The organism is Streptomyces sp. NK15101 (assembly GCF_020400725.1).
Taxonomy (GTDB): domain Bacteria; phylum Actinomycetota; class Actinomycetes; order Streptomycetales; family Streptomycetaceae; genus Streptomyces.
The window spans coordinates 20,251-44,508 of sequence record NZ_JAINVG010000052.1; the positions used below are offsets into that span (position 1 = coordinate 20,251).

General features: G+C 73.0%; 25 protein-coding genes. 21 read left to right on the forward strand and 4 right to left on the reverse strand.

Annotation, left to right across the window (positions count from 1 at the left end; genetic code table 11):
• The first annotated feature begins 104 nt into the window (after window positions 1-104).
• The 14 genes from K7G60_RS25145 (at window position 105) to K7G60_RS25210 (ending at window position 15,485) form a co-directional block, all read left to right on the forward strand.
• Window positions 105-1,754 carry a CTP synthase gene (locus K7G60_RS25145; protein ID WP_225803240.1) on the forward strand — a complete coding sequence of 550 codons (1,650 nt, stop codon included), beginning with the start codon at window positions 105-107 and terminating at the stop codon, window positions 1,752-1,754.
• Window positions 1,755-1,831: 77 nt separating this feature from the next.
• Window positions 1,832-2,458: an NUDIX hydrolase gene (locus tag K7G60_RS25150; RefSeq protein WP_225803210.1), complete on the forward strand. Its 627-nt coding sequence runs from the start codon at window positions 1,832-1,834 to the stop codon at window positions 2,456-2,458.
• A gap of 556 nt (window positions 2,459-3,014) precedes the next feature.
• Window positions 3,015-5,000, forward strand: a complete 1,986-nt coding sequence (locus K7G60_RS25155) for an NB-ARC domain-containing protein (RefSeq protein ID WP_225803211.1) — start codon at window positions 3,015-3,017, stop codon at window positions 4,998-5,000.
• Between the two features lie 146 nt (window positions 5,001-5,146).
• On the forward strand, window positions 5,147-6,262 hold the full coding sequence (gene ald / locus K7G60_RS25160) for an alanine dehydrogenase (RefSeq protein WP_225803212.1): 1,116 nt from the start codon (window positions 5,147-5,149) through the stop codon (window positions 6,260-6,262).
• A 461-nt stretch (window positions 6,263-6,723) separates the two neighbouring features.
• Entirely contained in the window at window positions 6,724-7,749 is a 1,026-nt protein-coding gene (locus K7G60_RS25165; RefSeq protein WP_030212665.1) for a ParA family protein, read from the forward strand.
• Window positions 7,734-8,234: a hypothetical protein gene (locus K7G60_RS25170; protein ID WP_225803213.1), complete on the forward strand. Its 501-nt coding sequence runs from the start codon at window positions 7,734-7,736 to the stop codon at window positions 8,232-8,234. Before K7G60_RS25165 ends, K7G60_RS25170 begins: the two co-directional genes overlap by 16 nt.
• A 45-nt stretch (window positions 8,235-8,279) precedes the next feature.
• Window positions 8,280-9,275, forward strand: coding sequence for a ScpA family protein (locus K7G60_RS25175; protein WP_225803214.1), 996 nt, complete (start codon window positions 8,280-8,282; stop codon window positions 9,273-9,275).
• Window positions 9,272-9,865, forward strand: a complete 594-nt coding sequence (gene scpB, locus K7G60_RS25180) for an SMC-Scp complex subunit ScpB (protein WP_225803215.1) — start codon at window positions 9,272-9,274, stop codon at window positions 9,863-9,865. The genes K7G60_RS25175 and scpB overlap by 4 nt, the downstream gene beginning before the upstream one ends.
• Window positions 9,865-11,106 carry a pseudouridine synthase gene (locus tag K7G60_RS25185; protein ID WP_225803216.1) on the forward strand — a complete coding sequence of 414 codons (1,242 nt, stop codon included), beginning with the start codon at window positions 9,865-9,867 and terminating at the stop codon, window positions 11,104-11,106. The genes scpB and K7G60_RS25185 overlap by 1 nt, the downstream gene beginning before the upstream one ends.
• Before the next feature lie 125 nt (window positions 11,107-11,231).
• The gene (pnuC, locus tag K7G60_RS25190; protein ID WP_225803217.1) at window positions 11,232-11,882 is read left to right on the forward strand and encodes a nicotinamide riboside transporter PnuC; all 651 of its coding nucleotides are present in this window, start codon (window positions 11,232-11,234) and stop codon (window positions 11,880-11,882) included.
• Window positions 11,879-12,958 (forward strand): AAA family ATPase, encoded by a 1,080-nt coding sequence (locus K7G60_RS25195; protein WP_225803218.1) that lies wholly within the window; start codon window positions 11,879-11,881, stop codon window positions 12,956-12,958. The genes pnuC and K7G60_RS25195 overlap by 4 nt, the downstream gene beginning before the upstream one ends.
• The gene (locus K7G60_RS25200) at window positions 12,955-13,692 is read left to right on the forward strand and encodes an NUDIX domain-containing protein (RefSeq protein WP_225803219.1); all 738 of its coding nucleotides are present in this window, start codon (window positions 12,955-12,957) and stop codon (window positions 13,690-13,692) included. Before K7G60_RS25195 ends, K7G60_RS25200 begins: the two co-directional genes overlap by 4 nt.
• Complete coding sequence (locus K7G60_RS25205) at window positions 13,689-14,720, forward strand: ADP-ribosylglycohydrolase family protein (protein ID WP_225803220.1); 1,032 nt, start codon at window positions 13,689-13,691, stop codon at window positions 14,718-14,720. The genes K7G60_RS25200 and K7G60_RS25205 overlap by 4 nt, the downstream gene beginning before the upstream one ends.
• Before the next feature lie 3 nt (window positions 14,721-14,723).
• Window positions 14,724-15,485 carry a DNA polymerase beta superfamily protein gene (locus K7G60_RS25210; RefSeq protein ID WP_225803221.1) on the forward strand — a complete coding sequence of 254 codons (762 nt, stop codon included), beginning with the start codon at window positions 14,724-14,726 and terminating at the stop codon, window positions 15,483-15,485.
• Here the strand turns inward: K7G60_RS25210 and K7G60_RS25215 are convergent.
• Together K7G60_RS25215 and K7G60_RS25220 are read right to left on the reverse strand one after the other, a co-directional pair.
• Complete coding sequence (locus K7G60_RS25215; RefSeq protein ID WP_225803222.1) at window positions 15,465-16,154, reverse strand: DNA polymerase beta superfamily protein; 690 nt, start codon at window positions 16,152-16,154, stop codon at window positions 15,465-15,467. The two genes, K7G60_RS25210 and K7G60_RS25215, sit on opposite strands and share 21 nt — an antisense overlap.
• Before the next feature lie 10 nt (window positions 16,155-16,164).
• Window positions 16,165-16,638 (reverse strand): Rieske (2Fe-2S) protein, encoded by a 474-nt coding sequence (locus K7G60_RS25220; protein WP_225803223.1) that lies wholly within the window; start codon window positions 16,636-16,638, stop codon window positions 16,165-16,167.
• Window positions 16,639-16,647: 9 nt separating this feature from the next.
• On the opposite strand from K7G60_RS25220, the gene K7G60_RS25225 reads away from it, so the two are divergent.
• From K7G60_RS25225 to der, 6 genes are all read left to right on the forward strand, one after another.
• Complete coding sequence (locus tag K7G60_RS25225) at window positions 16,648-17,169, forward strand: YidB family protein (RefSeq protein WP_225803224.1); 522 nt, start codon at window positions 16,648-16,650, stop codon at window positions 17,167-17,169.
• Between the two features lie 150 nt (window positions 17,170-17,319).
• Window positions 17,320-17,682: a chorismate mutase gene (gene aroH / locus K7G60_RS25230; RefSeq protein ID WP_225803225.1), complete on the forward strand. Its 363-nt coding sequence runs from the start codon at window positions 17,320-17,322 to the stop codon at window positions 17,680-17,682.
• A complete protein-coding gene (locus tag K7G60_RS25235) occupies window positions 17,679-18,767 on the forward strand; it encodes a prephenate dehydrogenase (protein ID WP_225803226.1) in 1,089 nt (362 codons plus the stop codon). The genes aroH and K7G60_RS25235 overlap by 4 nt, the downstream gene beginning before the upstream one ends.
• A 396-nt stretch (window positions 18,768-19,163) precedes the next feature.
• The gene (gene cmk, locus K7G60_RS25240; RefSeq protein WP_225803241.1) at window positions 19,164-19,829 is read left to right on the forward strand and encodes a (d)CMP kinase; all 666 of its coding nucleotides are present in this window, start codon (window positions 19,164-19,166) and stop codon (window positions 19,827-19,829) included.
• Window positions 19,826-20,470: a lysophospholipid acyltransferase family protein gene (locus tag K7G60_RS25245; RefSeq protein ID WP_374115679.1), complete on the forward strand. Its 645-nt coding sequence runs from the start codon at window positions 19,826-19,828 to the stop codon at window positions 20,468-20,470. Before cmk ends, K7G60_RS25245 begins: the two co-directional genes overlap by 4 nt.
• 77 nt (window positions 20,471-20,547) lie before the next feature.
• Window positions 20,548-21,996, forward strand: a complete 1,449-nt coding sequence (der, locus tag K7G60_RS25250; RefSeq protein ID WP_225803227.1) for a ribosome biogenesis GTPase Der — start codon at window positions 20,548-20,550, stop codon at window positions 21,994-21,996.
• Window positions 21,997-22,107: 111 nt separating this feature from the next.
• Here der and K7G60_RS25255 read toward each other — a convergent pair whose 3' ends face one another.
• Window positions 22,108-22,365, reverse strand: coding sequence for a hypothetical protein (locus K7G60_RS25255; RefSeq protein WP_263986300.1), 258 nt, complete (start codon window positions 22,363-22,365; stop codon window positions 22,108-22,110).
• A 185-nt stretch (window positions 22,366-22,550) separates the two neighbouring features.
• Complete coding sequence (locus tag K7G60_RS25260) at window positions 22,551-23,333, reverse strand: hypothetical protein (protein ID WP_225803229.1); 783 nt, start codon at window positions 23,331-23,333, stop codon at window positions 22,551-22,553.
• A 245-nt stretch (window positions 23,334-23,578) separates the two neighbouring features.
• Here K7G60_RS25260 and K7G60_RS25265 point away from each other — a divergent pair, with 245 nt between their 5' ends.
• Window positions 23,579-24,256, forward strand: a complete 678-nt coding sequence (locus K7G60_RS25265; RefSeq protein WP_225803230.1) for a transglycosylase family protein — start codon at window positions 23,579-23,581, stop codon at window positions 24,254-24,256.
• Window positions 24,257-24,258: the final 2 nt, after the last annotated feature.

Sequence of the window (24,258 nt, forward strand, 5' to 3'; positions counted from 1 at the left end):
ACAGCCGAGGACCCCGAAACCGCAGCGACGGCACCCCCCGATTCTTCCGGAGGGGAAGCCGGCACGCACCTCCAGAACGCGACCACGGGAGCCCCCTCTTGGCGATGCCGCCCAACACCACGACGACCAAGCACATCTTCGTCACCGGGGGTGTCGCCTCCTCGCTCGGCAAGGGCCTCACCGCCTCCAGCCTGGGTGCGCTCCTGAAGGCCCGCGGTCTGCGGGTCACGATGCAGAAGCTCGACCCGTACCTGAACGTCGACCCGGGCACGATGAACCCCTTCCAGCACGGCGAGGTGTTCGTCACCAACGACGGCGCCGAGACCGACCTGGACATCGGCCACTACGAGCGCTTCCTCGACGTCGACCTGGACGGCTCGGCCAACGTCACCACCGGCCAGGTCTACTCGCAGGTCATCGCCAAGGAGCGGCGCGGCGAGTACCTCGGCGACACCGTGCAGGTCATCCCGCACATCACCAACGAGATCAAGGGCCGCATCCGCCGCATGGCGACGGACGACGTCGACGTCGTCATCACCGAGGTCGGCGGCACGGTCGGCGACATCGAGTCGCTGCCCTTCCTGGAGACCGTCCGCCAGGTCCGCCACGAGGTCGGCCGCGACAACGTCTTCGTCGTGCACATCTCGCTGCTGCCCTACATCGGCCCCTCCGGCGAGCTGAAGACCAAGCCGACCCAGCACTCCGTCGCCGCCCTGCGGAACATCGGCATCCAGCCCGACGCGATCGTGCTGCGCGCCGACCGCGAGGTCCCCACCGCCATCAAGCGCAAGATCTCGCTGATGTGCGACGTCGACGAGGCCGCGGTCGTCGCCGCCATCGACGCCCCGTCGATCTACGACATCCCGAAGGTCCTGCACACCGAGGGCCTGGACGCCTACGTCGTCCGCAAGCTCGACCTGCCCTTCCGCGACGTGGACTGGACCGTCTGGGAGGACCTCCTGGACCGCGTCCACAACCCGGAGCACGAGGTCACGATCGCGCTCGTCGGCAAGTACATCGACCTGCCCGACGCCTACCTGTCGGTCACCGAGGCCATGCGCGCCGGCGGCTTCGCCAACCGCGCCCGGGTCAAGGTCAAGTGGGTCACCTCCGACGACTGCAAGACCCCGGCCGGCGCCGCCAAGCAGCTCGGCGACGTCGACGGCATCCTCATCCCCGGCGGCTTCGGCGACCGCGGCGTGTCCGGCAAGGTCGGCGCGATCCAGTACGCCCGTGAGCACAAGGTGCCGCTGCTCGGCATCTGCCTCGGCCTCCAGTGCATCGTGATCGAGGCCGCCCGGAACCTGGCCGACATCCCCGAGGCCAACTCCACCGAGTTCGACCCCGCCACCGCGCACCCCGTCGTCTCCACGATGGAGGAGCAGCTGGCGTACGTCGAGGGCGCCGGCGACCTGGGCGGAACGATGCGCCTGGGCCTCTACCCGGCGAAGCTCGCCGAGGGCTCGGTCGTCCGCGAGACCTACGCCGACGAGCCGTACGTCGAGGAGCGCCACCGTCACCGCTACGAGGTGAACAACGCCTACCGCGCGGAGCTGGAGAAGAAGGCCGGCCTGGTCTTCTCCGGCACCTCCCCGGACAACAAGCTCGTCGAGTTCGTCGAGTACCCGAAGGACGTCCACCCCTACCTGGTCGCCACCCAGGCGCACCCGGAGCTCAAGTCCCGCCCGACCCGCCCGCACCCGCTCTTCGCGGGCCTGGTGAAGGCGGCCGTGGAGCGCAAGACGGGCAAGTAGTACGGCGCGTTAACGTTGCCGGGGTACGGATCCCTCCCAGGGGTCCGTGCCCCGGTTTTCGTACGAGAGGACTACTGATGCAGGTGCAGGACACCCCGGAGGAGTGGCAGGTCGTCGCCACCGCCACCCCCTTCAAGGGAAACAAGACGAGTGTCCGCACGGACGACGTGGTCATGCCGGACGGCTCGGTCCACCGCCGCGACTACCAGGTCCACCCCGGCTCGGTGGCCGTCCTCGCCCTGGACGAGGAGGACCGCGTGGTCGTCCTCCGGCAGTACCGGCACCCCGTGCGGCAGAAGCTCTGGGAGATCCCCGCCGGGCTCCTCGACGTGCCCGGCGAGAACCCCCTGCACGCGGCCCAGCGCGAGCTGTACGAGGAGGCGCACGTCAAGGCCGGGGACTGGCGGGTCCTCGCCGACGTCTACACGACGCCCGGCGGCTGCGACGAGGCCGTACGGATCTTCCTGGCGCGGGACCTCGGTGAGGCGGAGGGCGAGCGCTTCGCGGTCTCGGAGGAGGAGGCCGACATGGAGCTGGCGCGGGTGCCGCTGCCCGAGCTGGTGCGGGGGGTGCTGGCGGGGGAGCTGCACAACAACTGTCTGGTGGTGGGGGTGCTTTCGCTGGTGGCGGCGCGGGCGGGCGACGGTCTCGACGCGCTTCGTCCGGCCACGGCTCCTTGGCCGGCCCGCCCCTTCGAGGCGTAGCCCTCCCGGGTCCGCACCCGGCGGGCCCTCCGCGCGGGCGCACGCCGGCGGGGCGGTGGCCCTCCGCCGTGCGGGGCCCGCACCCGGCGGGGCGGCGCCTTTCGCCCACCCCCCGTGCGGGCTGCGCCCGGCGGGGCGGTGCCCCCCGCCCCTGCCCGTGTGGGCAGTCGTCCCGCTGGGGCGGGACGGGTGGGCACACGGGACGGCGCCCTTCAGCGGCGCCTCCGCGCTCCGCGCCTGGACCCGCACCACCAGAGAGCTGGGCACGGGGTGCGGGTCCAGGCGCGTGAGCCTCGGGCGGCCGGCAAGGGGCGCCGTTCCGTTGTGCCCACCCTCCCCCAAGCTCTCGGCTCCGCTCGAGCAGGGGGGACCCCCTTCGCCCCGGCGGAGCGACCGCCCACAACGGGGGCGCGGTGTGAAGATGTGTTGATCCGATCAGGGGATTCCTCCGCCCTGCTCCGCCAGGTCCCCCTCCCGCCCTGAACTACGCTCGGAATCGCCCGTGCGGAGCCCCCCGCGGGATCGGCTCGTGCGCAGGTGGACGGGAGCGTGGCCCGTGACGGATCAGGCGGTGGCGGCGGCCGGCAGCCGCCAGTTCTTCGGGCGGCAGCGGGAGTTGAAGGCCCTGCGCGCCGACATCGAACGGACCGGCCTCGACACCCTCACCGGCCGCAAGGCCCCCCGCGCCCGGGTCCTGCTCATCGCCGGCAAGCCCGGTTCCGGGCGGACGGCTCTCGCCGAGGAGCTGGCCGCCGGCCTCGCCGACCGTTACCCCGACGGCGTCTTCCGCGCCCGTCTCACCGAGCCCGGCGGCGAACCCGTCCCCACCGCGCGGGCCGCCCAGGAGCTCCTCGCCTCCCTCGGGGTCGCCGAACCACCGGGGGCCGGCGAGGACGAGCTGACCGAGCTCGTCAGGAACGCCCTCGCCGACCGGCGGGCCGTCCTGCTCCTGGACGACGCCGTCGACGCCGAGCAGGCCGACCCGCTGATCCCCGACAACCCCGACGCCCTGGTGGTGGGGGTCGCCCGTGGTCCGCTCACCGGCATTCCCGACGTACGGCCCTGCACCCTCGGCGGGCTCGACCCCAAGTCGGCCATCGAGCTGCTGACGGCCTTCACCGGCTCCGTCCGCATCACCGTCGACCCGCAGGCCGCCGAGGCCCTCGTCGAGGAGTGCGGGGGACTGCCCGCCGCGGTGGTCCTCGCCGGCGGCTGGCTCTCCATGCAGCCGAAGGCCTCGGTCGCCGACCTCGCCAAGCGGCTGCGCGGGCTGAGCGGCGACCCGCTCACCCGGACCTTCCTGCTCGCGCACGAGGCGCTGCCCGCCACGGCCGCCCGGATACTGCGATTCCTCGCCCTGGCCCCGCTGGGCCGGGCCGACGCCCACACCGCCTCCGCCCTGGCCGGCTGCTCGGTCTCGGCGGCCGCGACGACCCTCGCCGACTTCGCCGCCCTCGGGCTCGTCTCGGGCGGCGAGGACGGACAGTACGAGGTGCGCGCGCATCTCGTCCCCCTCCTTCGCGCCCAGCTGGAGGAGCGCGACCGGCCCGCCGAGGTGCAGCTCGCCCGGGCCCGGATGCTGGAGCGGACCGTACGGCTCCTCCAGTCCTGCCGTGCGGTCACCGAACCCGAGGGCTCGCCGGCCCGCCGGAAGCTGGCCGGGCTCCCGCGCGCCCTGCGCTTCCCGAACGCGGCCGCGGGCGCCGCCTGGCTGGACTCCCGGCAGGCCGTGCTGCTCGCCTCCGCCCGGCTCGCCGTCGCCGACGGAGAGCTGGACACCCTCGCCCGCCGTCTCGTCGCCTCGCTGGTCAGAGCGCTCGCCGCGCACCGGGGCGCGGAGGCCGCCGCTCCCGAGCTGTACGGCCTGCACCGGCTGGTCCTGGACGTGGCCGAGCGGCGCGGGCTGCACCGCGAGCGGGCCGCGGCCCTGCTCAACCTGGCCGATCTGGATGCCAAGACCGGCAGGACGAAGGACGCCCTGCTGCGATATCGGTCGGCTTTGGATGCCGGGCGCGCAGCAAATGACCCGTATGCCACCGGTCGCGCAATGGAATCCGTAGGTGGCGCGTATCAGGAGCTGGGGGACTGGCAGCGGGCCGGCGACTGGTACGGGCGGGCGCTCGCCCAGCGCCTCGCCCGGGACGAGCGCGCCGACCAGGTCCGGCTGTACGCCCGCCTGGGAGCCGTGCAGACCTATGCGGGGCGGTACGGGGACGCCCTGCGGAGCTGGCGGGCCGCCGCGGCCGGCCACCGGAGGCTCTCCGATCTCCCGGGCTACGCAAGGGCGTTGAGCGAGGCGGCCCGGGTCCAGGAGTACGCCGGGCGGCCCGAGGAGTCCCTGCGGACCTGCGAGGAGGCGGTGGAGTGGGCCCGCCGGGCCAAGGACACCCGGCTCCAGGCCGCGCTCCAGCTGCGGCTGGCGGACACCCTCGACCGGCTCGGCGACCCCGCGGCGGCGGGCCTGCACCGGTCGGCGGCCGAAAGACTGCTGGAAACGGAACCGGCAGCCTACGAAATCCGCAGTGGCTCCGTCGAAGATTAGTACTTTGAAAGGCTAGACAGGGGGAACTCCTTCATTAGACTGGGTGAGCCGCGTTCGAACGTGGTCTGCCCCGGTGTGCCGCAGTGCATCCGGGTATGTATCGCAGTGCCCCAGTTATCCCCCTGATTCAAGGACCGTGATCGACGATGAAGGTCGGCATCCCCCGCGAGGTCAAGAACAACGAGTTCCGCGTGGCCATCACCCCTGCCGGTGTCCACGAGCTCGTCCGCAACGGCCACCAGGTCTTCATCGAGCAGAACGCCGGTGTCGGCTCCTCGATCACGGACGAGGAGTACGTCGCCGCCGGCGCCGAGATCCTCGCCACCGCCGACGAGGTCTGGGCCACCGCCGACCTGCTCCTCAAGGTCAAGGAGCCGATCGCGGAGGAGTACCACCGCCTCCGCAAGGACCAGACGCTCTTCACCTACCTGCACCTCGCCGCCTCCCGCGAGTGCACGGACGCGCTGCTCGCGTCCGGCACCACCGCGATCGCGTACGAGACCGTCGAGACCGCCAACCGCGCGCTCCCGCTGCTCGCCCCGATGTCCGAGGTCGCGGGCCGTCTGGCCCCGCAGGTCGGCGCGTACCACCTGATGCGCTCCGTCGGAGGCCGCGGTGTCCTCCCCGGCGGTGTCCCCGGCACCCACGCCGGCGAGTGCGTCGTCATCGGCGGCGGCGTCTCCGGCTGGAACGCCACCCAGATCGCCGTCGGCATGGGCTTCCACGTGACCCTGCTCGACCGTGACATCAACAAGCTCCGCGAGGCCGACAAGATCTTCGGCACCAAGGTGAAGACGATCGTCTCCAACGCCTACGAGCTGGAGAAGGCCGTCGTCGAGGCCGACCTCGTCATCGGCGCCGTCCTCATCCCGGGCGCCAAGGCCCCGAAGCTGGTCACCAACGAGCTCGTCGCCAAGATGAAGCCCGGAAGTGTCCTTGTCGACATTGCGATCGACCAGGGCGGCTGCTTCGAGGACTCGCACCCGACCACCCACGCCGAGCCGACCTTCCAGGTCCACGACTCGGTCTTCTACTGCGTCGCCAACATGCCCGGCGCGGTCCCGAACACCTCCACCTACGCCCTCACCAACGCCACGCTGCCCTACATCGTGTCGCTGGCCAACAACGGCTGGGTCGAGGCGCTGCGCCGCGACTCCGCCCTCGCCCTGGGCCTCAACACCCATGACGGCAAGGTGGTTTACAAGGAGGTCGCCGAGGCGCACGGCCTCGAGCACGTCGAGCTGAGCAGCCTCCTGGCCTGACCGCCGAAGGCTCGTTGACGGAGGCCCCGTCAACGCGTGCCGTCAATATCACGCACCCGGCCGGACCTTGTTCGACAAGGTCCGGCCGGGTGCGTCTCCGGGCTTGCCAAAACGTTCGGGCAACTCGCCTCGAACGTAACCCTTTAACCGTTTCGCACACCCCTGAAACGTGTGGATGCATGCCTGCGCACCCTTGACAGGGACGTGTTCGGTTGCCGACACATCGGGCCGGGTCCGGCGGATTGTGTTGCTGCGGAGCGGTGACACGCCATAGAGTCGCCAACCGTCGGCATGGTGCCACGCTGACCTATCGATAAATGTTCCTGGTCACATCCAAGGAGGTAAGACGACTTGTGAATGAGTCGACATTTACTCCCGGGAGCGGTGCGCCAGGTGCCCCGATCGGCTCCGTCGCGGTGCGGACCTTCGCGACGCACCAGCCCATGACGAGTGCCCACACGATGAAGACGATGGACGGCCTACACGTGAACGCCACGGCCGGCAACGAGATGGGCCGAGAGTCCACCCACTTCGCCGCCTACGACGAGGTGCCCGAGGGGCACTTCTACGACCCCGACGCCGAGTACGAGCCCGATCCGGAGTACGCGGCCACCCTCGCACCCGACGCTGCCCGCCAGCGCCGCGAGCGGATCGGCCCCACCGGACGGCCCCTGCCGTACTTCCCGATCCCGGGTCCCCTGACCGACCACGGACCCGCGAAGATCATCGCGATGTGCAACCAGAAGGGCGGCGTCGGCAAGACCACGTCGACCATCAACCTGGGTGCCGCGCTCGCCGAGTACGGACGACGGGTGCTGCTCGTCGACTTCGACCCGCAGGGAGCCCTGTCGGTCGGCCTCGGCGTGAACCCGATGGAGCTCGACCTCACCGTCTACAACCTGCTCATGGAGCGGGGCATGTCGGCGGACGAGGTCCTCCTCAAGACCGCGGTGCCCAACATGGACCTGCTGCCGAGCAACATCGACCTCTCGGCCGCCGAAGTCCAGTTGGTCAGCGAGGTCGCGCGCGAGTCCACGCTCCAGCGCGCCCTGAAGCCGCTGATGAACGACTACGACTACATCGTGATCGACTGTCAGCCCTCGCTCGGCCTGCTGACCGTGAACGCCCTGACGGCGGCTCACAAGGTCATCGTGCCGCTGGAGTGCGAGTTCTTCGCGCTGCGCGGAGTCGCGCTGCTCACCGAGACCATCGAGAAGGTCCAGGAGCGGCTCAACCCCGAGCTGGAGCTCGACGGCATCCTCGCCACGATGTACGACTCCCGGACCGTGCACAGCCGTGAGGTCCTCGCGCGCGTCGTCGAGGCCTTCGACGACCACGTGTACCACACGGTCATCGGGCGGACCGTGCGCTTCCCGGAGACCACGGTCGCCGGCGAGCCCATCACCACGTACGCCTCCAACTCGGTGGGCGCCGCCGCCTACCGTCAGCTCGCCAGGGAGGTGCTCGCCCGGTGTCACGCCGAGTGAGTCTGCCCGGAGCCGACGAACTCTTCCGTACGACCGGGGGGACGGCGCTCCAGGCGTCCGCACCCCGCCGGGCCGTCCCGGCACCGGCCGCCGAGAGCGACACGGCGGCGGCCGAGGGATCCGCGGAGCACGCCCCGGCGGACTCCGAGGCCACGGAGCCGCGGGCCCGGACGGCCGAGCCCGAGGGACCGGCCCCCAAGACCGCGCCCGGCGCGCAGGTGCCCGCCCCCGCGGCGGCCCGGCGACGCGGCCGCACCACGAACCGGCGGCCCAGCGGCCGCGAGCGCCACGACGAGAAGATCACGGTCTACGTCTCCGCCGAGGAGCTGATGGACCTGGAGCACGCCCGGCTCGTCCTGCGCGGCGAGCACGGTCTCGCCGTCGACCGGGGCCGGATCGTCCGGGAGGCCGTCGCGGTCGTCCTGGCGGACCTGGAGTCCCGCGGCGACGCGAGCATCCTCGTCCGCCGCCTGCGCGGCCGCTGACGGTAGCCTGCGGGCTGCCGTCCACCTCGTTCCCCCTGGACCCCCATGCACCACGCCTCTGACGAAACGTCCCGCCCGCCGGGTCGCCGCCCCCTGGGCCGCGGCCCGGGCGAGACGCCGGGGACGGCACCCGCCGCTCCGGCCGAGGCCCCGGAGACTCCGGGGACCCCTGAGACCCCGGGAGTGCCCGAGGCCCTGGAGGTCCCCGGGGGCCCCGAGGCCCCGGCCGGAGGCGAGGCCGCCGAGGGGGGCGACGGGCGGTTCACCGTGCGGCTCTCGAACTTCGAGGGGCCCTTCGACCTGCTCCTCCAGCTGATCACCAAGCACAAGCTCGACGTCACCGAGGTCGCCCTCTCCCGGGTCACCGACGAGTTCATGGCGCACCTGCGGGCCCTCGGGCCCGACGGGGACCTCGACCAGACCACCGAGTTCCTCGTCGTCGCCGCCACCCTCCTCGACCTGAAGGCCGCCCGGCTGCTCCCCGCCGCCGAGGTGGAGGACGAGGCCGACCTCGCCCTCCTGGAGGCCCGCGACCTGCTCTTCGCCCGGCTCCTCCAGTACCGCGCGTACAAGAGGATCGCCGAGATCTTCGAGGAGCGCTGGGAGTCCGAGGGCCACCGCCACCCCCGTACCGTCGGACTCGAACCGCACCACGCCGAGCTGCTCCCCGAGGTCGTCATCTCCATCGGCGCCGAGGGCTTCGCCAGGCTCGCCGCCAAGGCCATGCAGCCCAAGCCCGAGCCCCAGGTGTACGTCGACCACATCCACGCCCCGCTCGTCAGCGTCCGGGACCAGGCCGCGGTGGTCGTCGCCCTGCTCCGCGAGCGCGGCTCGGCCGTCTTCCGGGAGCTGATCGAGGACGCCGGCGACACCCTCACCGTCGTCGCCCGCTTCCTGGCCCTCCTGGAGCTCTACCGGGAGAAGGCCGTCGCCCTCGACCAGGAGACCGCCCTCGGGGACCTCACGGTCTCCTGGACCGGCGGGGAGACGGACCCGTCCGCGGCCGTGACCGACGAATTCGACCAGGAGGCCACCGCATGAGCGACCTCAAGCCCGCCCTCGAAGCCGTCCTCATGGTCGTCGACGAGCCCGCCACCGAGGAGCACCTCGCCAAGGTCCTGGAGCGCTCCCCGGCCGAGGTGGCCGACGCCCTGCACGAGCTGGCCGAGGAGTACACCGCCCAGGGCCGCGGCTTCGAGCTGCGGCGGGTCGCCGGGGGCTGGCGCTACTACACCCGTCCCGCCTTCGCCCCGGCCGTCGAGGCCTTCGTCCTGGAGGGGCAGCAGGCCCGGCTCACCCAGGCGGCCCTGGAGACCCTCGCGGTCGTCGCCTACCGCCAGCCGGTCAGCCGTTCCCGGGTCTCCGCGGTCCGCGGGGTCAACTGCGACGGCGTGATGCGGACCCTCCTCCAGCGGGGCCTGGTGGAGGAGGCGGGCGCGGAACCCGAAACAGGTGCGATCCTGTACAGGACGACGAACTACTTCCTGGAGCGGATGGGCCTGCGCGGCCTGGACGAACTCCCCGAACTCGCCCCCTTCCTCCCCGAGGCCGAGGCGGTCGAGGCGGACTCCCTGGAAGGCGTCCCGTCGTTCGACCCGGACGCAGACGTAGACGACAAGACGGAACTTTGATGCGAAGCAGCAGCGGCAGGAACAGCAGCGGAAACAACGGCGGGAGCCGTGGTGGCAACAGCGGCGGCCGCGGCGGCAGCGGCGGAGGCCGCGGCAACAGCGGCGGTGGCGGCGGGCGCGGGAACTACCGCGGCGCCGGCAACGGCCGCGACGACCGGCAGGGCGGCGGCCGTCCCGGCCAGGGCGGCGGCAGCCGTGCCGGCCAGGGCGGTGGCGGGCGCCCGGGTCAGGGCGGCGGCCGGCCGACCGGCTCCAGCCCGCGCAAGGCGCGCCCGGAGGAGCGCACCTACGACGAGCGCTACAGCTCCGGCGGCTCCTCGGACGCCCCCAAGCGCGGCCGGGGCGCGGCCGCGCGCGGCGGCGCCAAGGGCGGTCCCCGGCAGTCCCCGCAGCGCGGCGGCGGCCGTACGGCGCCCGCCCGCTCGCGCGAGTACGACGCCCGCACGGAGGAGCGCAACCGGGAGCGGTACGCCGGCAAGCCCGAGATCAAGACCCCCAAGACCTTCCCCGGCGCCGAGCAGGAGGGCGAGCGGCTGCAGAAGGTCCTCGCCCGCGCCGGCATGGGCTCGCGGCGCGCCTGCGAGGAGCTGATCGAGCAGGCCCGCGTCGAGGTCAACGGCGAGATCGTCCTCGAGCAGGGCATGCGCGTCGACCCGGAGAAGGACGAGATCAAGGTGGACGGCCTGACCGTCGCCACCCAGTCGTACCTCTTCTTCGCGCTGAACAAGCCGTCCGGCGTCGTCTCCACCATGGAGGACCCCGACGGCCGCCAGTGCCTCGGCGACTACGTCACCAACCGCGAGACCCGGCTGTTCCACGTCGGCCGGCTCGACACGGAGACCGAGGGCATCATCCTGCTCACCAACCACGGCGAGCTGGCCCACCGCCTCACGCACCCGAAGTACGGCGTGAAGAAGACCTACCTGGCCGCCATCACCGGCCCGCTGCCCCGCGAGGTCGGCCGGCGGCTGAAGGACGGCATCCAGCTGGAGGACGGCTACGCCCGCGCCGACCACTTCCGCGTGGTCGAGCAGACCGGCAAGAACTACCTGGTCGAGGTCACCCTGCACGAGGGCCGCAAGCACATCGTGCGCCGGATGCTCGCCGAGGCGGGCTTCCCGGTCGAGAAGCTGGTCCGCACCGCCTTCGGCCCGATCGCCCTGGGCGACCAGAAGTCGGGCTGGCTGCGCCGCCTCACCAACACCGAGGTCGGCATGCTGATGAAGGAAGTCGGCATGTAAGGCCCCCGCTCCACCGACGAAGCCCGTGACCGCCCGGCGGTCACGGGCTTCGTCGCGTCCGCGACGGGGCTTGTGGCGGCACCCCGTCCACCTTTATAGTCAGAATGACTCTTAAGGAGGCGGGCGTGAGCCTCGCAGACGTACTCGCACCCCTGCAGCAACCCCTCTTCACCGTCCTGGACACCCCGGTCGGCTGGACCGAGGTCCTGGGCTTCGGCAGCGGAGCGCTCTGCGTCTGGCTCGTCGCCCGCCGGCGCACGGCCAACTGGCCCGTCGGCATCGCCAACAACCTCTTCTTCGTCCTGCTCTTCACCCAGGCCGGGCTCTACGCCGACGCCGGCCTCCAGATCGTCTTCATCGCCCTCGCCGTGTACGGCTGGTGGACCTGGACCCACGGGGGTGGACCAGGCTCCGACGGCCTCCCGGTGCGCCGCACCACGCGCACCGAGTGGACCTGGCTGCTCACGGCGGGGGCGGTGGGGACCCTCGCGCTCACCCTGCTCCTCGACCGCGCCACCGACTCGACCGTCCCCTTCTGGGACGCCCTCACGACCGCGCTCTCCCTGATGGCGACGTACGGCCAGTGCCGGAAGCGGCTGGAGTCCTGGTGGCTCTGGATCGCCGCCGACGTCGTCTACGTACCGCTCTACGCGTACAAGGGGCTCTACCTGACCTCCCTGCTGTACGTCGGCTTCATGATGCTCTGCGCCGTCGGCCTGCGCGGCTGGACCAGGGACCTCACGGGCTCCCCCCGACCGGCGGGAGCGACCGCGTGAAGCGCTACGGCCACGGCCTCGTCCTCGGCAAGTTCTATCCGCCGCACGCCGGCCACCACCACCTCGTCCGCACCGCCCGCGACCGCTGCGAGCGCCTCACCGTCCTGGTCTGCGCCTCCTCCGTGGAGAGCATCCCCCTGGAGGACCGGGTCGCCTGGATGCGCGAGATCCACCCCGACGTCCTCGTCGTCGGCGCCGTCGACGACATCCCCGTCGACCTCCGGGACCCCGACGTGTGGGCCGCCCACATGGCCGTCTTCCGGGCCGCCGTGCCCGAGCGCGTCGACGCCGTCTTCACCTCGGAGCCGTACGGGGAGGAGCTCGGCCGCCGCTTCGGCGCCGCATCCGTCCTCGTCGACCAGGAGCGCGTCCGCCACCCCGTCTCCGGCACCGCCGTCCGTGCGGACCCCGCCGGCTGCTGGGACTTCCTGGAAGCACCCGTGCGGGCCGCGCTCACCCGCCGGGTCGTCGTCCTCGGCGCCGAGTCCACCGGCACCACCACCATGGCCCTCGCCCTCGCCGACCACTACCGGCGGCGCGGCGGCGTCTGGGCCCGCACGCGATACGTACCGGAGTACGGGCGCGAGTACAGCGAACTCAAGCTCGCCGAACTCCGCGCCGAACGCCCCGGCGCCGACTGGTCCGAGGTCGCCTTCCGCTCCTCCGACTTCCCCGTCATCGCCCAGCGCCAGGCCGAACTGGAGGAGGAGGCCGCCCGGGACGGCTCGCCCGTCCTCTTCTGCGACACCGACGCCTTCGCCACCACCATCTGGCACGAGCGCTACATGGGCACCACCAGCCGCGCCACCGGCGAGATCGCCGCCCTCGGTCGACAGCACCTCTGGCTCCTCACCGACCACCGGGGCGTCGACTTCGAGGACGACGGCCTGCGCGACGGGGAGCACCTGCGGCCCTGGATGACCGCGCGCTTCCTCACCCAGCTCGCCCACACCGGCCGCCGCACCGCCGTCCTCACCGGCCCCCACGAGGAGCGGCTCGCGGCCGCCGTCGCCGCCGTCGACGCGCTGCTCGCCGAGGGCTGGCACCTCACCGACCCCCTGCCGGAGCGCCGATGACCGACCACCGGGCCCCCGAGGGCTACGACCCTTACGCCTTCGAGCCGTTCGCCGTCACCGTCGACCTCGCCGTCCTCACCGTCCGCGAGGAACGCCTCCACGTCCTGCTCGTCGAGCGCGGGCAGGAGCCGTACGCCGGATCCTGGGCCCTGCCCGGCGGCTTCGTGCTGCCCCGCGAGTCCGCCGAGCGGGCCGCCCGCCGCGAACTCGCCGAGGAGACCGGACTCTCCGAGGCCACCGTCGCCGGCCTCCACCTCGAACAGCTCCGCACCTACACCGAACCCGACCGCGACCCGAGGATGCGGGTCGTCTCCGTCGCCTTCACCGCGCTCGTACCCGACCCTCCCGAACCGCGCGGCGGCGGCGACGCGGCGCAGGCCCGCTGGATCCCGTACGGAACACACGGCCGGCTCGCCTTCGACCACGACCGGATCCTCGCCGACGCCCACGAACGGGTCGGCGCCAAGCTCGAGTACACCTGCCTCGCGACCGCCTTCTGCCCGCCCGAGTTCACCCTCGGCGAGCTGAGGCAGGTCTACGAGACGGTCTGGGGCGTCGAACTCGACCGCCCCAACTTCCGGCGCAAGGTCCTCACCACGCCCGGCTTCGTCCAGGCCGTGGAAGGACCGCCGCGCCTCACCGGCGGACGGGGGAAACCGGCCGCCCTCTACCGGGCGGGCGGGGCCACCACCCTCCACCCGCCCCTCCTGCGACCGGAAGGACGCCCCGCATGAACCTCACCCGCACCGCCACCAAGCAGGCCGCGACCGGCTCCCTGATCGGGCTGGCGCTCGGGGACGCGCTGGGCTTCCCGACCGAGTTCAACGACGTGCCGTCGATCCTCGCCAAGGTCGGCCCCTGGCGGGAGATGGCACTGCCCGTCAGGAACGGCACGGCGTACGTCACCGACGACACCCAGATGACCCTCGCCTTCGCCCGCGGCATCCGCACGGCCATGGACCGGGGCCTGCTCGCCCCGCTGCGCCTCGCCCGGCCCGTTCGCGACGAGTTCGTCGACTGGTACCACTCCCCGGAGAACAACCGCGCCCCGGGCAACACCTGCCTGCGCGCCTGCATGCTCCTCGACGGCGACCGGCCCTGGCAGGACGCCAGCCAGATCCACTCCAAGGGCTGCGGCGCCAACATGCGCGTCGCGCCCATCGGGCTCGTCCCCGGGCTGAGCGAGGAGCAGCGGGCGGGCGCCGCGCAGCTCCAGTCGGGCCTGACCCACGGTCACCCCACCGCGCTCGCCGCCTCCGACCTCACCGCCCGTGCCGTGTACCTGCTCGCGCAGGGCGTGGACCCGACCGGGCTCGTCGGACAGCTGCGCTCGTACGCCTACGAGAACCGCTCCCGCTACCACGAGCACTGGCTCGGCGACCTGTGGACCCGCTCCCAGGACCCCAGCGCCCTCCACTTCGTCCAGCGGGGCTGGGACGAGTGCCTGGCGGTCCTGGAGCGCCTGGACGCCGTGCAGCGCACGGCCGACCCCGAGCTCGACCCCTGCGAGTACACCGGCGACGGCTGGATCGCCGAGGAGGCCCTCGCGACCGGCCTCCTCTGCTTCCTGCTCTTCCCGGACGAGCCCCTCACCGCGCTGCGCCGCGCCGCCTGCACCCGTGGCGACTCCGACTCGATCGCCGCCCTCGCGGGCGCCTTCGCCGGCGCCCACCTCGGCGCGGACGCCTGGCCGAAGGAGTGGGCGGAGCGCGTCGAGTACCGCAGCGACCTGCTGACCTTCGGCGCGCTCTGGGACGCTTGATCCATGACGCTCGCCCTGGACCCGGACCTCTCCGCCGTCGTGGCGGAACAGCCCGACCCCCTGCTCTTCGCGACCGTCTCCGGCGCGCACCTGTACGGCTTCCCGTCCCGCGACTCGGACGTGGACCTGCGCGGGGCGCACCTGCTGCCCCTGGAGGCCCTGACAGGCCTGCGAGAGCCGGAGGAGACCCGCAGCCGGATGTGGGACCGGGACGGCGTGGAGATGGACCTCGTCACCCACGACCTGCGGAAGTTCGCCCGGCTGATGCTGCGCCGCAACGGCTACGTCCTGGAGCAGCTCACCTCCCCGCTCGTCGCCCACACCACGCAGACCCACGCGGAACTGGTCTCCCTCGTGCCGGAGCTGCTCACCCGCCACCACGCCCACCACTACCGCGGCTTCGCCGGCACGCAGTGGCGGCTCTTCGAGAGCAGCGGCGAGCTCAAGCCGCTGCTCTACACCTACCGGGCGCTGCTCACCGGCATCCACCTGATGCGCTCGGGCGAGGTGCAGGCCCATCTGCCGACCCTGGTGGGAGAAGTGGCGGAGGCCCCGGCCCGGCTGCCCGAGCTCGTCGCGGCGAAGACGGAGGCCGAGCACGGGCGGGCCGAGGTGGACCCCGAGGCGGTACGGGCCGAGACGGAGGCCCTGCACGCGGTCCTGGACGAGGCCCAGGCGGCCTCGGGGCTCCCGGAGTCGGTGCGCGTCCACGACGCGCTGCACGACCTCGTCGTACGGGTCCGGCTAGAGCACGCCCAGCGCTGAGGCGCGGCGGGCGCGGATCAGGAAGTCCTGGACGCGGGGTTCGTCCGGGGCGGCGGGGAGCGGGGTCGTGTCGTGGGCCCGGTCGGCCTCGTCCTGGAGGCGGTCCATCCAGGACTCCACCTCCGGCCATGGCACCTCGCCGCGCTTGACCGCGAGGAGGCGGTCGCGGTCCTCGCCGACGTCGATGCGGAGCTCGCCCGTGCGCAGCAGGTCGCGGCAGCTGGCCAGCAGCCGCAGCAGGTGCATGGCGTGCTTCCAGCGCGGACCGCCGTACTGGCGGACGTCCGCGTCGAGCTTGCGGCGCTGGCCGCCCGCGTACCGGACGAAGGTCTGGTGGGCCCGGCGGGACAGGAAGGCCCCGCGGAGGGAGAGGAGTTCGCGGCCCCATTCGTCGACGTGCTCGACCACGGGGGAGTGGAGGCACTCCAGGACGTTCGGGTTGTTGCGCAGGGCGAGCTCGCAGAAGCGTTCCAGCTCCCAGCTGAACTGCTCCTCGCCGGGCCCCTCCACGTGCGCCGGGGGCTTGTCGAAGCGCCAGAAGAGGGGCGTGGGGGCGAGGTAGACGCCCCGCACGTCCGTGTCGCTGTCCTCGGTCGCCAGACCGAAGGCGCGCGAGCCCATCACGCAGGAGTAGATCGTGTGCTCGCGCACCAGCTCGTCCGGAGTCATGCGGGGCAGATTACGCGAGGGTGATCGTTTCTCCCGAGACAATAATCTGCTCGGCCGGCAGCGGTCTGGGCGCCGGGCCCGCCGCCACCGAGCCGTCGGCGACGCGGAACCTGGAGCCGTGGCAGGGGCAGTCGATCGTGCCGTCCGCGACCTTGTTCACCGTGCAGCCCTGATGCGTGCAGACCGCGGAGAACGCCTTGAACTCGCCCGCCGTGGGCTGGGTCACGACCACCTTCTCCTTCGGGAAGACCATGCCGCCGCCCACCGGGATCTGGGAGGTCCTGGCCAGCGGGGCTCCGCCGCTCGGAGCGGCCGTGGAGGCCGGGGCGGTCGGGGACGCTTCGCCGGCGGTCGGGGACGCTTCGGTGGCGGCCGGCGCGCTCGTGTTCGTACCGTCGGCACCCCCGTCGTCCGAGCCGCAGCCCGTCGTCAGGGCCGCTGCGGCGAACAGGACGGTACGGCGTGTGGTGGGGCGTGAGGTCATGCCGCCAGCTTGGCCGCGCGCCCCGCCCCCGGGGCCCGCAACACGCCTGCGCGCGGCGCCCGGCTCCCCCGCACGGCCGCCCCGCCCGCCGTGTACGCCGAGTGGCGGAGCACCCCGGCCCGGGTGACATCGGGCCTGTTCCGTACCGGTACGAAAGGCAGGACCATGGCGGGCGACGACCTCGGCGGCCTCCTCGGGGCCCTCGCGGGAGGCAAGGGCGGCGGCACCGGCGCGAACGGCTCGAACCCGCTCGGCGGCCTCCTCGACATGCTGATCAGGTCCGGCCCCACCGACCAGGCCCGGTCCTGGATCGGCACCGGCGAGAACCAGGCCGTCAGCGGCGCCCAGATCGCCGGGGCCCTCCCCGACGACACCCTCCGGAAGGTCGCGGCGGACGCCGGCGTCAGCCCCCAGGAGGCCGCCGACGAGATCGCCCGGTCCCTGCCGCAGGCCGTCGACAGGCTGACCCCGAACGGCTCGCTGCCCGAGGGCGCCTCCCTGGAGGAGATCATCCGGCAGCAGCGGCTCTGAGCGCGTCCGACGCCGGCCGCCGTCCCGCCCCTCCCGCCCGTCCCGCCCGTCCCGTCCGTCCCGTCCGTCTCGGAGGGCGGGCGGCGCGGCGCGGCGCCCCCGCCGCTGACTAGGCTGAACGGAGCACTGACGCAGGCTAAGGAGCACGACGTGGCGGTACGAGCGGTCCGAGGAGCCGTCCAGCTGGAACGGGACGAGGCCGGACACATGCGCGAGCAGGTCGAGGAGCTGCTCACCGCCGTCCTCGAGCGCAACGGGCTCACCACCGACGACCTCATCAGCATCTGGTTCACCGCCACGCCCGATCTGCACAGCGACTTCCCCGCCGTCGCGGCCCGTCACATCGGGATCGTCGACGTCCCCCTGATCTGCGCACAGGAACTCGACATCGAGGGCGCGATGCCGAGGGTCGTCCGGCTCCTCGCCCACGTCGAGACCGAACTGCCCAAGACCCGGATCGCGCACGTCTACCTCGGTGCCGCGGCCGCCCTGCGCAAGGACATCGCCCAGTGAGAACAGCGCTCGTCATCGGTACCGGCCTGATCGGCACCTCCGCCGCCATCGCCCTCGCGGGCCGGGGCGTCACGGTCCACCTGCGCGACCACGACCCGGCGCGCGCCCGCACGGCCGCCGCGCTCGGCGCGGGCACCGACGAGGAGCCCGAAGGCCCCGTGGACCTCGCCATCGTCGCCGTACCCCCCGCGCACGTGGCCGCCACCCTCGCCGAGGCCATGACGGCCGGCCTGGCCCGCGGCTACCTCGACGTGGCGAGCGTCAAGGGCAGTCCGAAGCGGGAGCTGGAGGCGCTGGGCCTCGACCTCACGGCGTACATCGGCACCCACCCCATGTCCGGCAAGGAGCGGTCGGGCCCGCTCGCCGCCACCGCCGACCTCTTCGAGGGCCGGCCCTGGGTCCTCACCCCGACCCGGGACACCGACACCGAGGTCCTCAACCTCGCCCTGGAGCTCGTCGCCCTCTGCCGGGCCGTCCCCGTCGTCATGGACGCCGACGCCCACGACCGGGCCGTCGCCCTCGTCTCCCACACCCCGCAGCTGGTGTCCTCCATGGTCGCCGCCCGCCTGGAGGAGGCCGACGAGTCCGCCGTACGCCTCTGCGGGCAGGGCATCCGCGACGTCACCCGCATCGCCGCCTCCGACCCGCGCATGTGGGTCGAGATCCTCTCCGCCAACCCCGGGCCCGTCGCCGACGTCCTCTCCGGCGTCGCCGCCGACCTCGACGAGACCGTCCGCGCCCTGCGGTCCCTGCAGTCCGCCGACGAGGACGAGCGACGGGACGGCGCCTCCGGTGTCGAGGACGTCCTGCGCCGCGGCAACGCCGGGCGCGCCCGCGTCCCCGGCAAGCACGGTGCCGCCCCGGCCGTCTACGAGACCGTCGCCGTCCTCATCAGCGACCAGCCGGGCGAGCTCGCCCGCATCTTCGCCGACGCGGGGCGCGCGGGCGTCAACATCGAGGACGTCCGCATCGAGCACGCGACCGGCCAGCAGGCGGGTCTGGTGCAGCTGATGGTCGAACCCTCGGCGGCGCCGGTGCTGGGGGCGGCGCTCCGGGAACGCGGCTGGGCCCTGCGCACGAGCTGACGCGCCCCGCCGTTGTGGGCGGCCGTTCCGCCGGGCCGGCGCCCACCCCCACCGTTGTGGGCAGGCGTTCCGCAAGGGGCGGAACGGGTGGGCACAACGGAACGGCGCCCCTTGCCGGCGCCCGAGGCTCCTGGGCCTGGACCCGCACCCCGTGCACAGCTCACACCTGGTGCGGGTCCGGGCGCGGAACGCGGCGGGTGGGGCGGGGCGCCGCCCAGGCGGGCGTGGCCCACACGGGCGGGTGGGCACCGGCCCGGCGAGCCGCGGCCCGCGCGGACAGGGGCCGTACGGGCTGGGCCGAACGGGGGCCCGGGACTCGGTAACCTTGTGGGGGTCCCCCGCAAACCGCCGGGCCCTAACCGTTCACCCCAGGAAGGTGTTCCCACCGTGGAATCCGTGATCGTCGCCATCGACGGGCCCTCCGGCACGGGCAAGTCCAGCACCTCGAAGGCGGTCGCCGCCAAGCTGGGGCTGAGCTACCTCGACACCGGCGCCCAGTACCGGGCGATCACCTGGTGGATGATCAGCAACGGCGTCGACGTCACCGACGCCGAGGCCGTCGCGAACGCCGCGTCGAAGCCCGTCATCGTCTCCGGCACCGACCCGGCCCGCCCCACCATCACCGTCGACGGCGCCGACGCCTCCGGACCCATCCGCACCGAGGAGGTCACCTCCAAGGTCAGCGCCGTCAGCGCCGTCCCCGAGGTGCGGAGCCTGATCACGGAGCTCCAGCGGTCCATCGCCCGCAGCGCCGGGACCGGCATCGTCGTCGAGGGCCGGGACATCGGCACCACCGTCCTGCCCGACGCCGACCTGAAGATCTTCCTCACGGCCTCGCCCGAGGCCCGTGCCGCCCGCCGCTCCGGCGAGCTCAAGGGCGCCGACGTGCACACGACGAAGGAGGCACTGATCAAGCGGGACGCGGCCGACTCCAGCCGGAAGACCTCCCCGCTCGCCAAGGCCGACGACGCCGTCGAGGTCGACACCACCGACCTCACCCTGGACCAGGTCATCGAGTGCGTCGTCACCCTGGTGGACGAGAAGCGGGCGGCCGCCAAGTGACCCTGCCCTCCGAGAAGGGCGCCGCCGTCGGCCGTCGCATCGGCATCGGGCTGATGTACGGCCTCTGGAAGCCGCGCGTCCTCGGCGCCTGGCGGGTGCCGGCCGCCGGCCCCGTCATCCTCGCCGTCAACCACGCGCACAACATCGACGGCCCCATGCTCATGGGCACCGCCCCGCGTCCCGTGCACTTCCTCATCAAGAAGGAGGCGTTCGTCGGACCGCTCGGCAGCTTCCTGGAGGGCATCGGGCAGCTGAAGGTGGACCGGGACTCGACCGACCGCAGGGCGATCGGCGACGCCCTGGGCGTCCTGGAGCAGGGCGGCGTCCTCGGGATCTTCCCCGAGGGCACCCGGGGCGACGGCGACTTCGCCTCGCTGCGCGCGGGCCTGGCGTACTTCGCCGTCCGCAGCGGCGCGCCGATCGTCCCGGTCGCCGTGCTGGGAAGCACCGAGCGCCGCGGACGGTTGGTCAAGGCACTGCCTCCGCTGCGCGGCCGCGTCGACGTCGTCTTCGGCGACGCCTTCGAGGCGGGGGACGGCTCCGGCCGCCGCACCCGCAAGGCGCTCGACGAGGCCACCGTACGGATCCAGGGGAAGCTCACCGCCCACCTGGAAAACGCCAGGCGCCTCACCGGGCGCTGAGCGACACTCTCAGTAGTGGCCCCCACGGCTCCGGCCGTCCGGGACCACCGACCACGAATGATCAAGGAACGGACTTCATGAACGACCAGCACGACCACGGGGCACTTGGCGACGCCGAGTACGCGGAGTTCATGGAGCTCGCCGCGGAAGAGGGCTTCGACGTCGAGGACGTCGAGGGCGCGATCGAGGAGGCCGGCCACGGCCCGCTCCCCGTCCTCGCCGTCGTCGGCCGCCCGAACGTCGGCAAGTCGACCCTGGTGAACCGCATCATCGGCCGCCGCGAGGCCGTCGTCGAGGACAAGCCGGGCGTCACCCGCGACCGCGTCACCTACGAGGCCGAGTGGGCCGGCCGCCGCTTCAAGGTCGTCGACACCGGCGGCTGGGAGCAGGACGTCCTCGGCATCGACGCCTCCGTCGCCGCCCAGGCCGAGTACGCCATCGAGGCCGCCGACGCCTGTCTCTTCGTCGTGGACGCCACCGTCGGCGCCACCGACACCGACGAGGCCGTCGTCAAGCTGCTCCGCCGCGCGGGGAAGCCGGTCGTCCTCGCCGCGAACAAGGTCGACGGCCAGTCCGGCGAGGCCGACGCGGCCATGCTCTGGTCCCTGGGCCTCGGCGAGCCGTTCCCCGTCTCCTCGCTGCACGGCCGCGGCACCGGCGACCTCCTCGACGAGGTCCTGAAGAAGCTGCCCGAGGCCCCCGAGCAGCGCTTCGGCAACGCGGTCGGCGGCCCCCGCCGCATCGCCCTCATCGGCCGCCCGAACGTCGGCAAGTCCTCCCTGCTCAACAAGGTGGCGGGCGAGGACCGGGTCGTCGTCAACGAGCTGGCCGGCACCACCCGCGACCCGGTCGACGAGCTCATCGAGCTCGGCGGCGTGACGTGGAAGTTCGTCGACACCGCCGGCATCCGCAAGAAGGTCCACCTCCAGGAGGGCGCGGACTACTACGCCTCCCTGCGGACCGCGGCCGCCGTCGAGAAGGCGGAGGTGGCCGTCATCCTCATCGACACCACCGACAACATCTCGGTCCAGGACCAGCGCATCATCACGATGGCGGTCGAGTCGGGCCGCGCCATCGTCATCGCCTACAACAAGTGGGACGAGCTCGACGAGGAGCGCCGCTACTACCTCGAGCGCGAGATCGAGACCGAGATGCAGCAGGTCGCCTGGGCGCCCCGGGTCAACGTCTCCGCCAAGACCGGCCGTCACATGGAGAAGCTGGTCCCGGCCATCGAGACCGCCCTCGCCGGCTGGGAGACCCGCGTCCCCACCGGCCGGCTCAACGCCTTCCTGGGCGAGATCGTCGCCTCCCACCCGCACCCGGTCCGCGGCGGCAAGCAGCCCCGCATCCTCTTCGGCACGCAGGCCGGCACCAAGCCGCCCCGCTTCGTGCTCTTCGCCTCCGGCTTCCTGGAGGCCGGCTACCGCCGCTTCATCGAGCGCCGGCTGCGCGAGGAGTTCGGCTTCGAGGGCACCCCGATCCACATCTCGGTCCGGGTGCGCGAGAAGCGCGGCCGCAAGAAGTAGCGCCCGCGCACCCGCGCGGTGACACACGGCCGAGGGCCGGGGCGATGCGCCCCGGCCCTCGGCCGTTCGTCCTGCCGTCCTGCCCGCTTCCGTACGGGAGGCCTCTGCGGGCTAGAGGCCTCTGCGGGGTCCCGGTGGCAGCGCCGCCTGGGTGTGGGGGTGCTGCTGCCCCGACCACGCCGTCGGATACCCCGTCGCGTGCCCGTGCCTGCCCGTGCTCAGGACCGTGCCGAAGGCCCGGAAGCTCAGCTCCTCCTCGCCGCTGCGGTCGCCCGGCAGCGTACGGAACGACCTGCGGTACTCCGAGTACAGGGCGTCGTAGATCGGCGTCGGCGAAGGGCCCGCCGTGACGTCCCGCGCGGGACGCATCGCGGGGATCTGGCTCGGATACGGCTGGGGGAAGGGGTCGTATGGGTGCACATAGGTGCCAACGAGACCGCCGTCCGTCGGATGCGGGCGGCTCTCCGAAAGAGGAGCGGCCCGGGGACGCGGCACGGTCGGCACGCCCGCCCCCGGGCGCCGCGCCCGCCCTATGCCCGGTCGGCCGTCTTCCATCAGGTGCCGGCCAGGGGCATCGCGGCGGCCACCAGACGGCCGTTCGCGGCGGCCTTCTCCAGGGCGTCGCGCAGCAGGTCCTCGCGCGGCTGCTGGCCGATCGAGCCCACCGGGGCGGCGAAGACCAGGACCGTGTGCGACTTGTTGGCCGCCGCGCGCCAGCCCTCGGTGACCTGGAGCGGCTGGTGCGCCTGCCACCAGGCGGCCTGACCGGCACCGCCCGGCCCCGGCTGGAGCACGGAGTGCAGCTGGCCCATGGCGACCAGGACCGACCAGCCCGGCAGCATCGCCGGCTTCTCGCCCAGGTCCACGACCGGCTGGAAGCCCTGCTCGGCCAGGAGCGACAGGAACTCGTCGGTGAGGCCGTCCGAACCGGGACGGGCCACCGGCGCGGTCGGCTCCACGACGAGCGCCGGGTGCAGCTCGCCCTCGATCAGGACGAGACCGCTGGTGACCCCGAGCACGGCCTGCTCGGGGTGGGAGGCGGAGAGCGCGTCGGCGGCGTCGGAGGCCGTGATGGAGGCGACGGCGCCTTGGAGCTGCTCCTCGGCGACCCGGACGACCTGCGACGGGATGCAGCTGGCGTGGGCGAAGGCGAGGACCGCGGTCTCCTCGCCCACGAACAGCACCGTGCTGGTGCGCTCCTGGTCGGAGTCTCCCGGCGTGCGGCAGGAGGTGCAGTCGTAGCTGCCCGGGGCGTTGTCGCCGGCCAGCAGCCGGTCCGCTTCTTCGTCGCCGATCTCGGCGCGTACGTCCTCGCTGACGTCGAGCATGCGCGGCACGGGGGGCTCCCTGGACTCGGTACGGGGACGCCGGGCCGTTCCCGGGCGTCTCATGCCGAGTTCAACGGGTCAGCCTCGGCCGGGGTCACGCGCGGAAGCGAGGCAACTTGCCGGTGGCGCGTGCGCCCCCGGCCCTCCGGGGGCGTTCGCGGACGTCCGGGGCCGTGACTCCGACCGGGTGGGGTGTGAACAGTGTTCCGCGCGGCACGGGCCGGCGGTGGCGGGGGGCTGCCTAGCCTTCCCCGATGTCGAAGATCCGATTTTGGACGGCGGGTTCCCTCGTGGCGGCGTCCGCGGCCGCGCTCCTGACCCTGGCTCCGGCGCCCGCCCAGGCCCGGGACACGCCCGCCGGGCCCGTCCCGGGCCAGGTCGCGGGGGCGCGGGACGTGCCCGGAGCCCTGGAGGACGTGGCCGTCGGCGTGCGGGGCGTGCGGGAGGCCTCCGCCGTGCTCCTGGGCGTCTCGGAGGTGCTCCGGGAGGCCGCCTCCGTGCCCTCGTACGCCTGCGCGAAGGACCAGTGGCCGTGGGGCTGCGTCGCCGAGTGCGAGAGCAGCGGCCGCTGGCACGTCAACACCGGCAACGGCTTCTACGGCGGGCTCCAGTTCTGGCATCCCACCTGGGTCGAGCACGGCGGACAGAAGTACGCCCGGCGCGCCGACCTGGCGACCCGGCAGCAGCAGATCACCGTCGCCGAGGAGGTGCTGCGCACCCAGGGGTGGGGTGCCTGGCCCGTCTGCTCCAAGCGGTACGGCCTCTCCGGGCGCGTCCACACCGTCCAGTCCGGCGACACGCTCGGCTCGATCGCCCGCCGCTTCGCCCTCAGGGGCGGCTGGCAGGCGCTGTACGCGGCGAACCGGAGCCTGATCGGGCCCGATCCGAACCGGATCGTCGTCGGCACCATGCTGCGGATCGCCCCCCTCTGAGA

Excerpts from the sequence above, each read along its gene's own strand:
- K7G60_RS25220 (WP_225803223.1), bottom strand. The coding sequence starts at position 16,638 with ATGACCTCACGCCCCACCACACGCCGTACCGTCCTGTTCGCCGCAGCG.
- K7G60_RS25210 (WP_225803221.1), top strand. The coding sequence starts at position 14,724 with ATGACGCTCGCCCTGGACCCGGACCTCTCCGCCGTCGTGGCGGAACAG.
- K7G60_RS25265 (WP_225803230.1), top strand. The coding sequence starts at position 23,579 with ATGTCGAAGATCCGATTTTGGACGGCGGGTTCCCTCGTGGCGGCGTCC.
- K7G60_RS25150 (WP_225803210.1), top strand. The coding sequence starts at position 1,832 with ATGCAGGTGCAGGACACCCCGGAGGAGTGGCAGGTCGTCGCCACCGCC.
- K7G60_RS25145 (WP_225803240.1), top strand. The coding sequence starts at position 105 with ATGCCGCCCAACACCACGACGACCAAGCACATCTTCGTCACCGGGGGT.
- der (WP_225803227.1), top strand. The coding sequence starts at position 20,548 with ATGAACGACCAGCACGACCACGGGGCACTTGGCGACGCCGAGTACGCG.
- K7G60_RS25185 (WP_225803216.1), top strand. The coding sequence starts at position 9,865 with ATGCGAAGCAGCAGCGGCAGGAACAGCAGCGGAAACAACGGCGGGAGC.
- K7G60_RS25165 (WP_030212665.1), top strand. The coding sequence starts at position 6,724 with ATGAAGACGATGGACGGCCTACACGTGAACGCCACGGCCGGCAACGAG.
- ald (WP_225803212.1), top strand. The coding sequence starts at position 5,147 with ATGAAGGTCGGCATCCCCCGCGAGGTCAAGAACAACGAGTTCCGCGTG.
- K7G60_RS25255 (WP_263986300.1), bottom strand. The coding sequence starts at position 22,365 with ATGCGTCCCGCGCGGGACGTCACGGCGGGCCCTTCGCCGACGCCGATC.
- K7G60_RS25215 (WP_225803222.1), bottom strand. The coding sequence starts at position 16,154 with ATGACTCCGGACGAGCTGGTGCGCGAGCACACGATCTACTCCTGCGTG.
- K7G60_RS25175 (WP_225803214.1), top strand. The coding sequence starts at position 8,280 with ATGCACCACGCCTCTGACGAAACGTCCCGCCCGCCGGGTCGCCGCCCC.
- K7G60_RS25200 (WP_225803219.1), top strand. The coding sequence starts at position 12,955 with ATGACCGACCACCGGGCCCCCGAGGGCTACGACCCTTACGCCTTCGAG.
- K7G60_RS25205 (WP_225803220.1), top strand. The coding sequence starts at position 13,689 with ATGAACCTCACCCGCACCGCCACCAAGCAGGCCGCGACCGGCTCCCTG.
- scpB (WP_225803215.1), top strand. The coding sequence starts at position 9,272 with ATGAGCGACCTCAAGCCCGCCCTCGAAGCCGTCCTCATGGTCGTCGAC.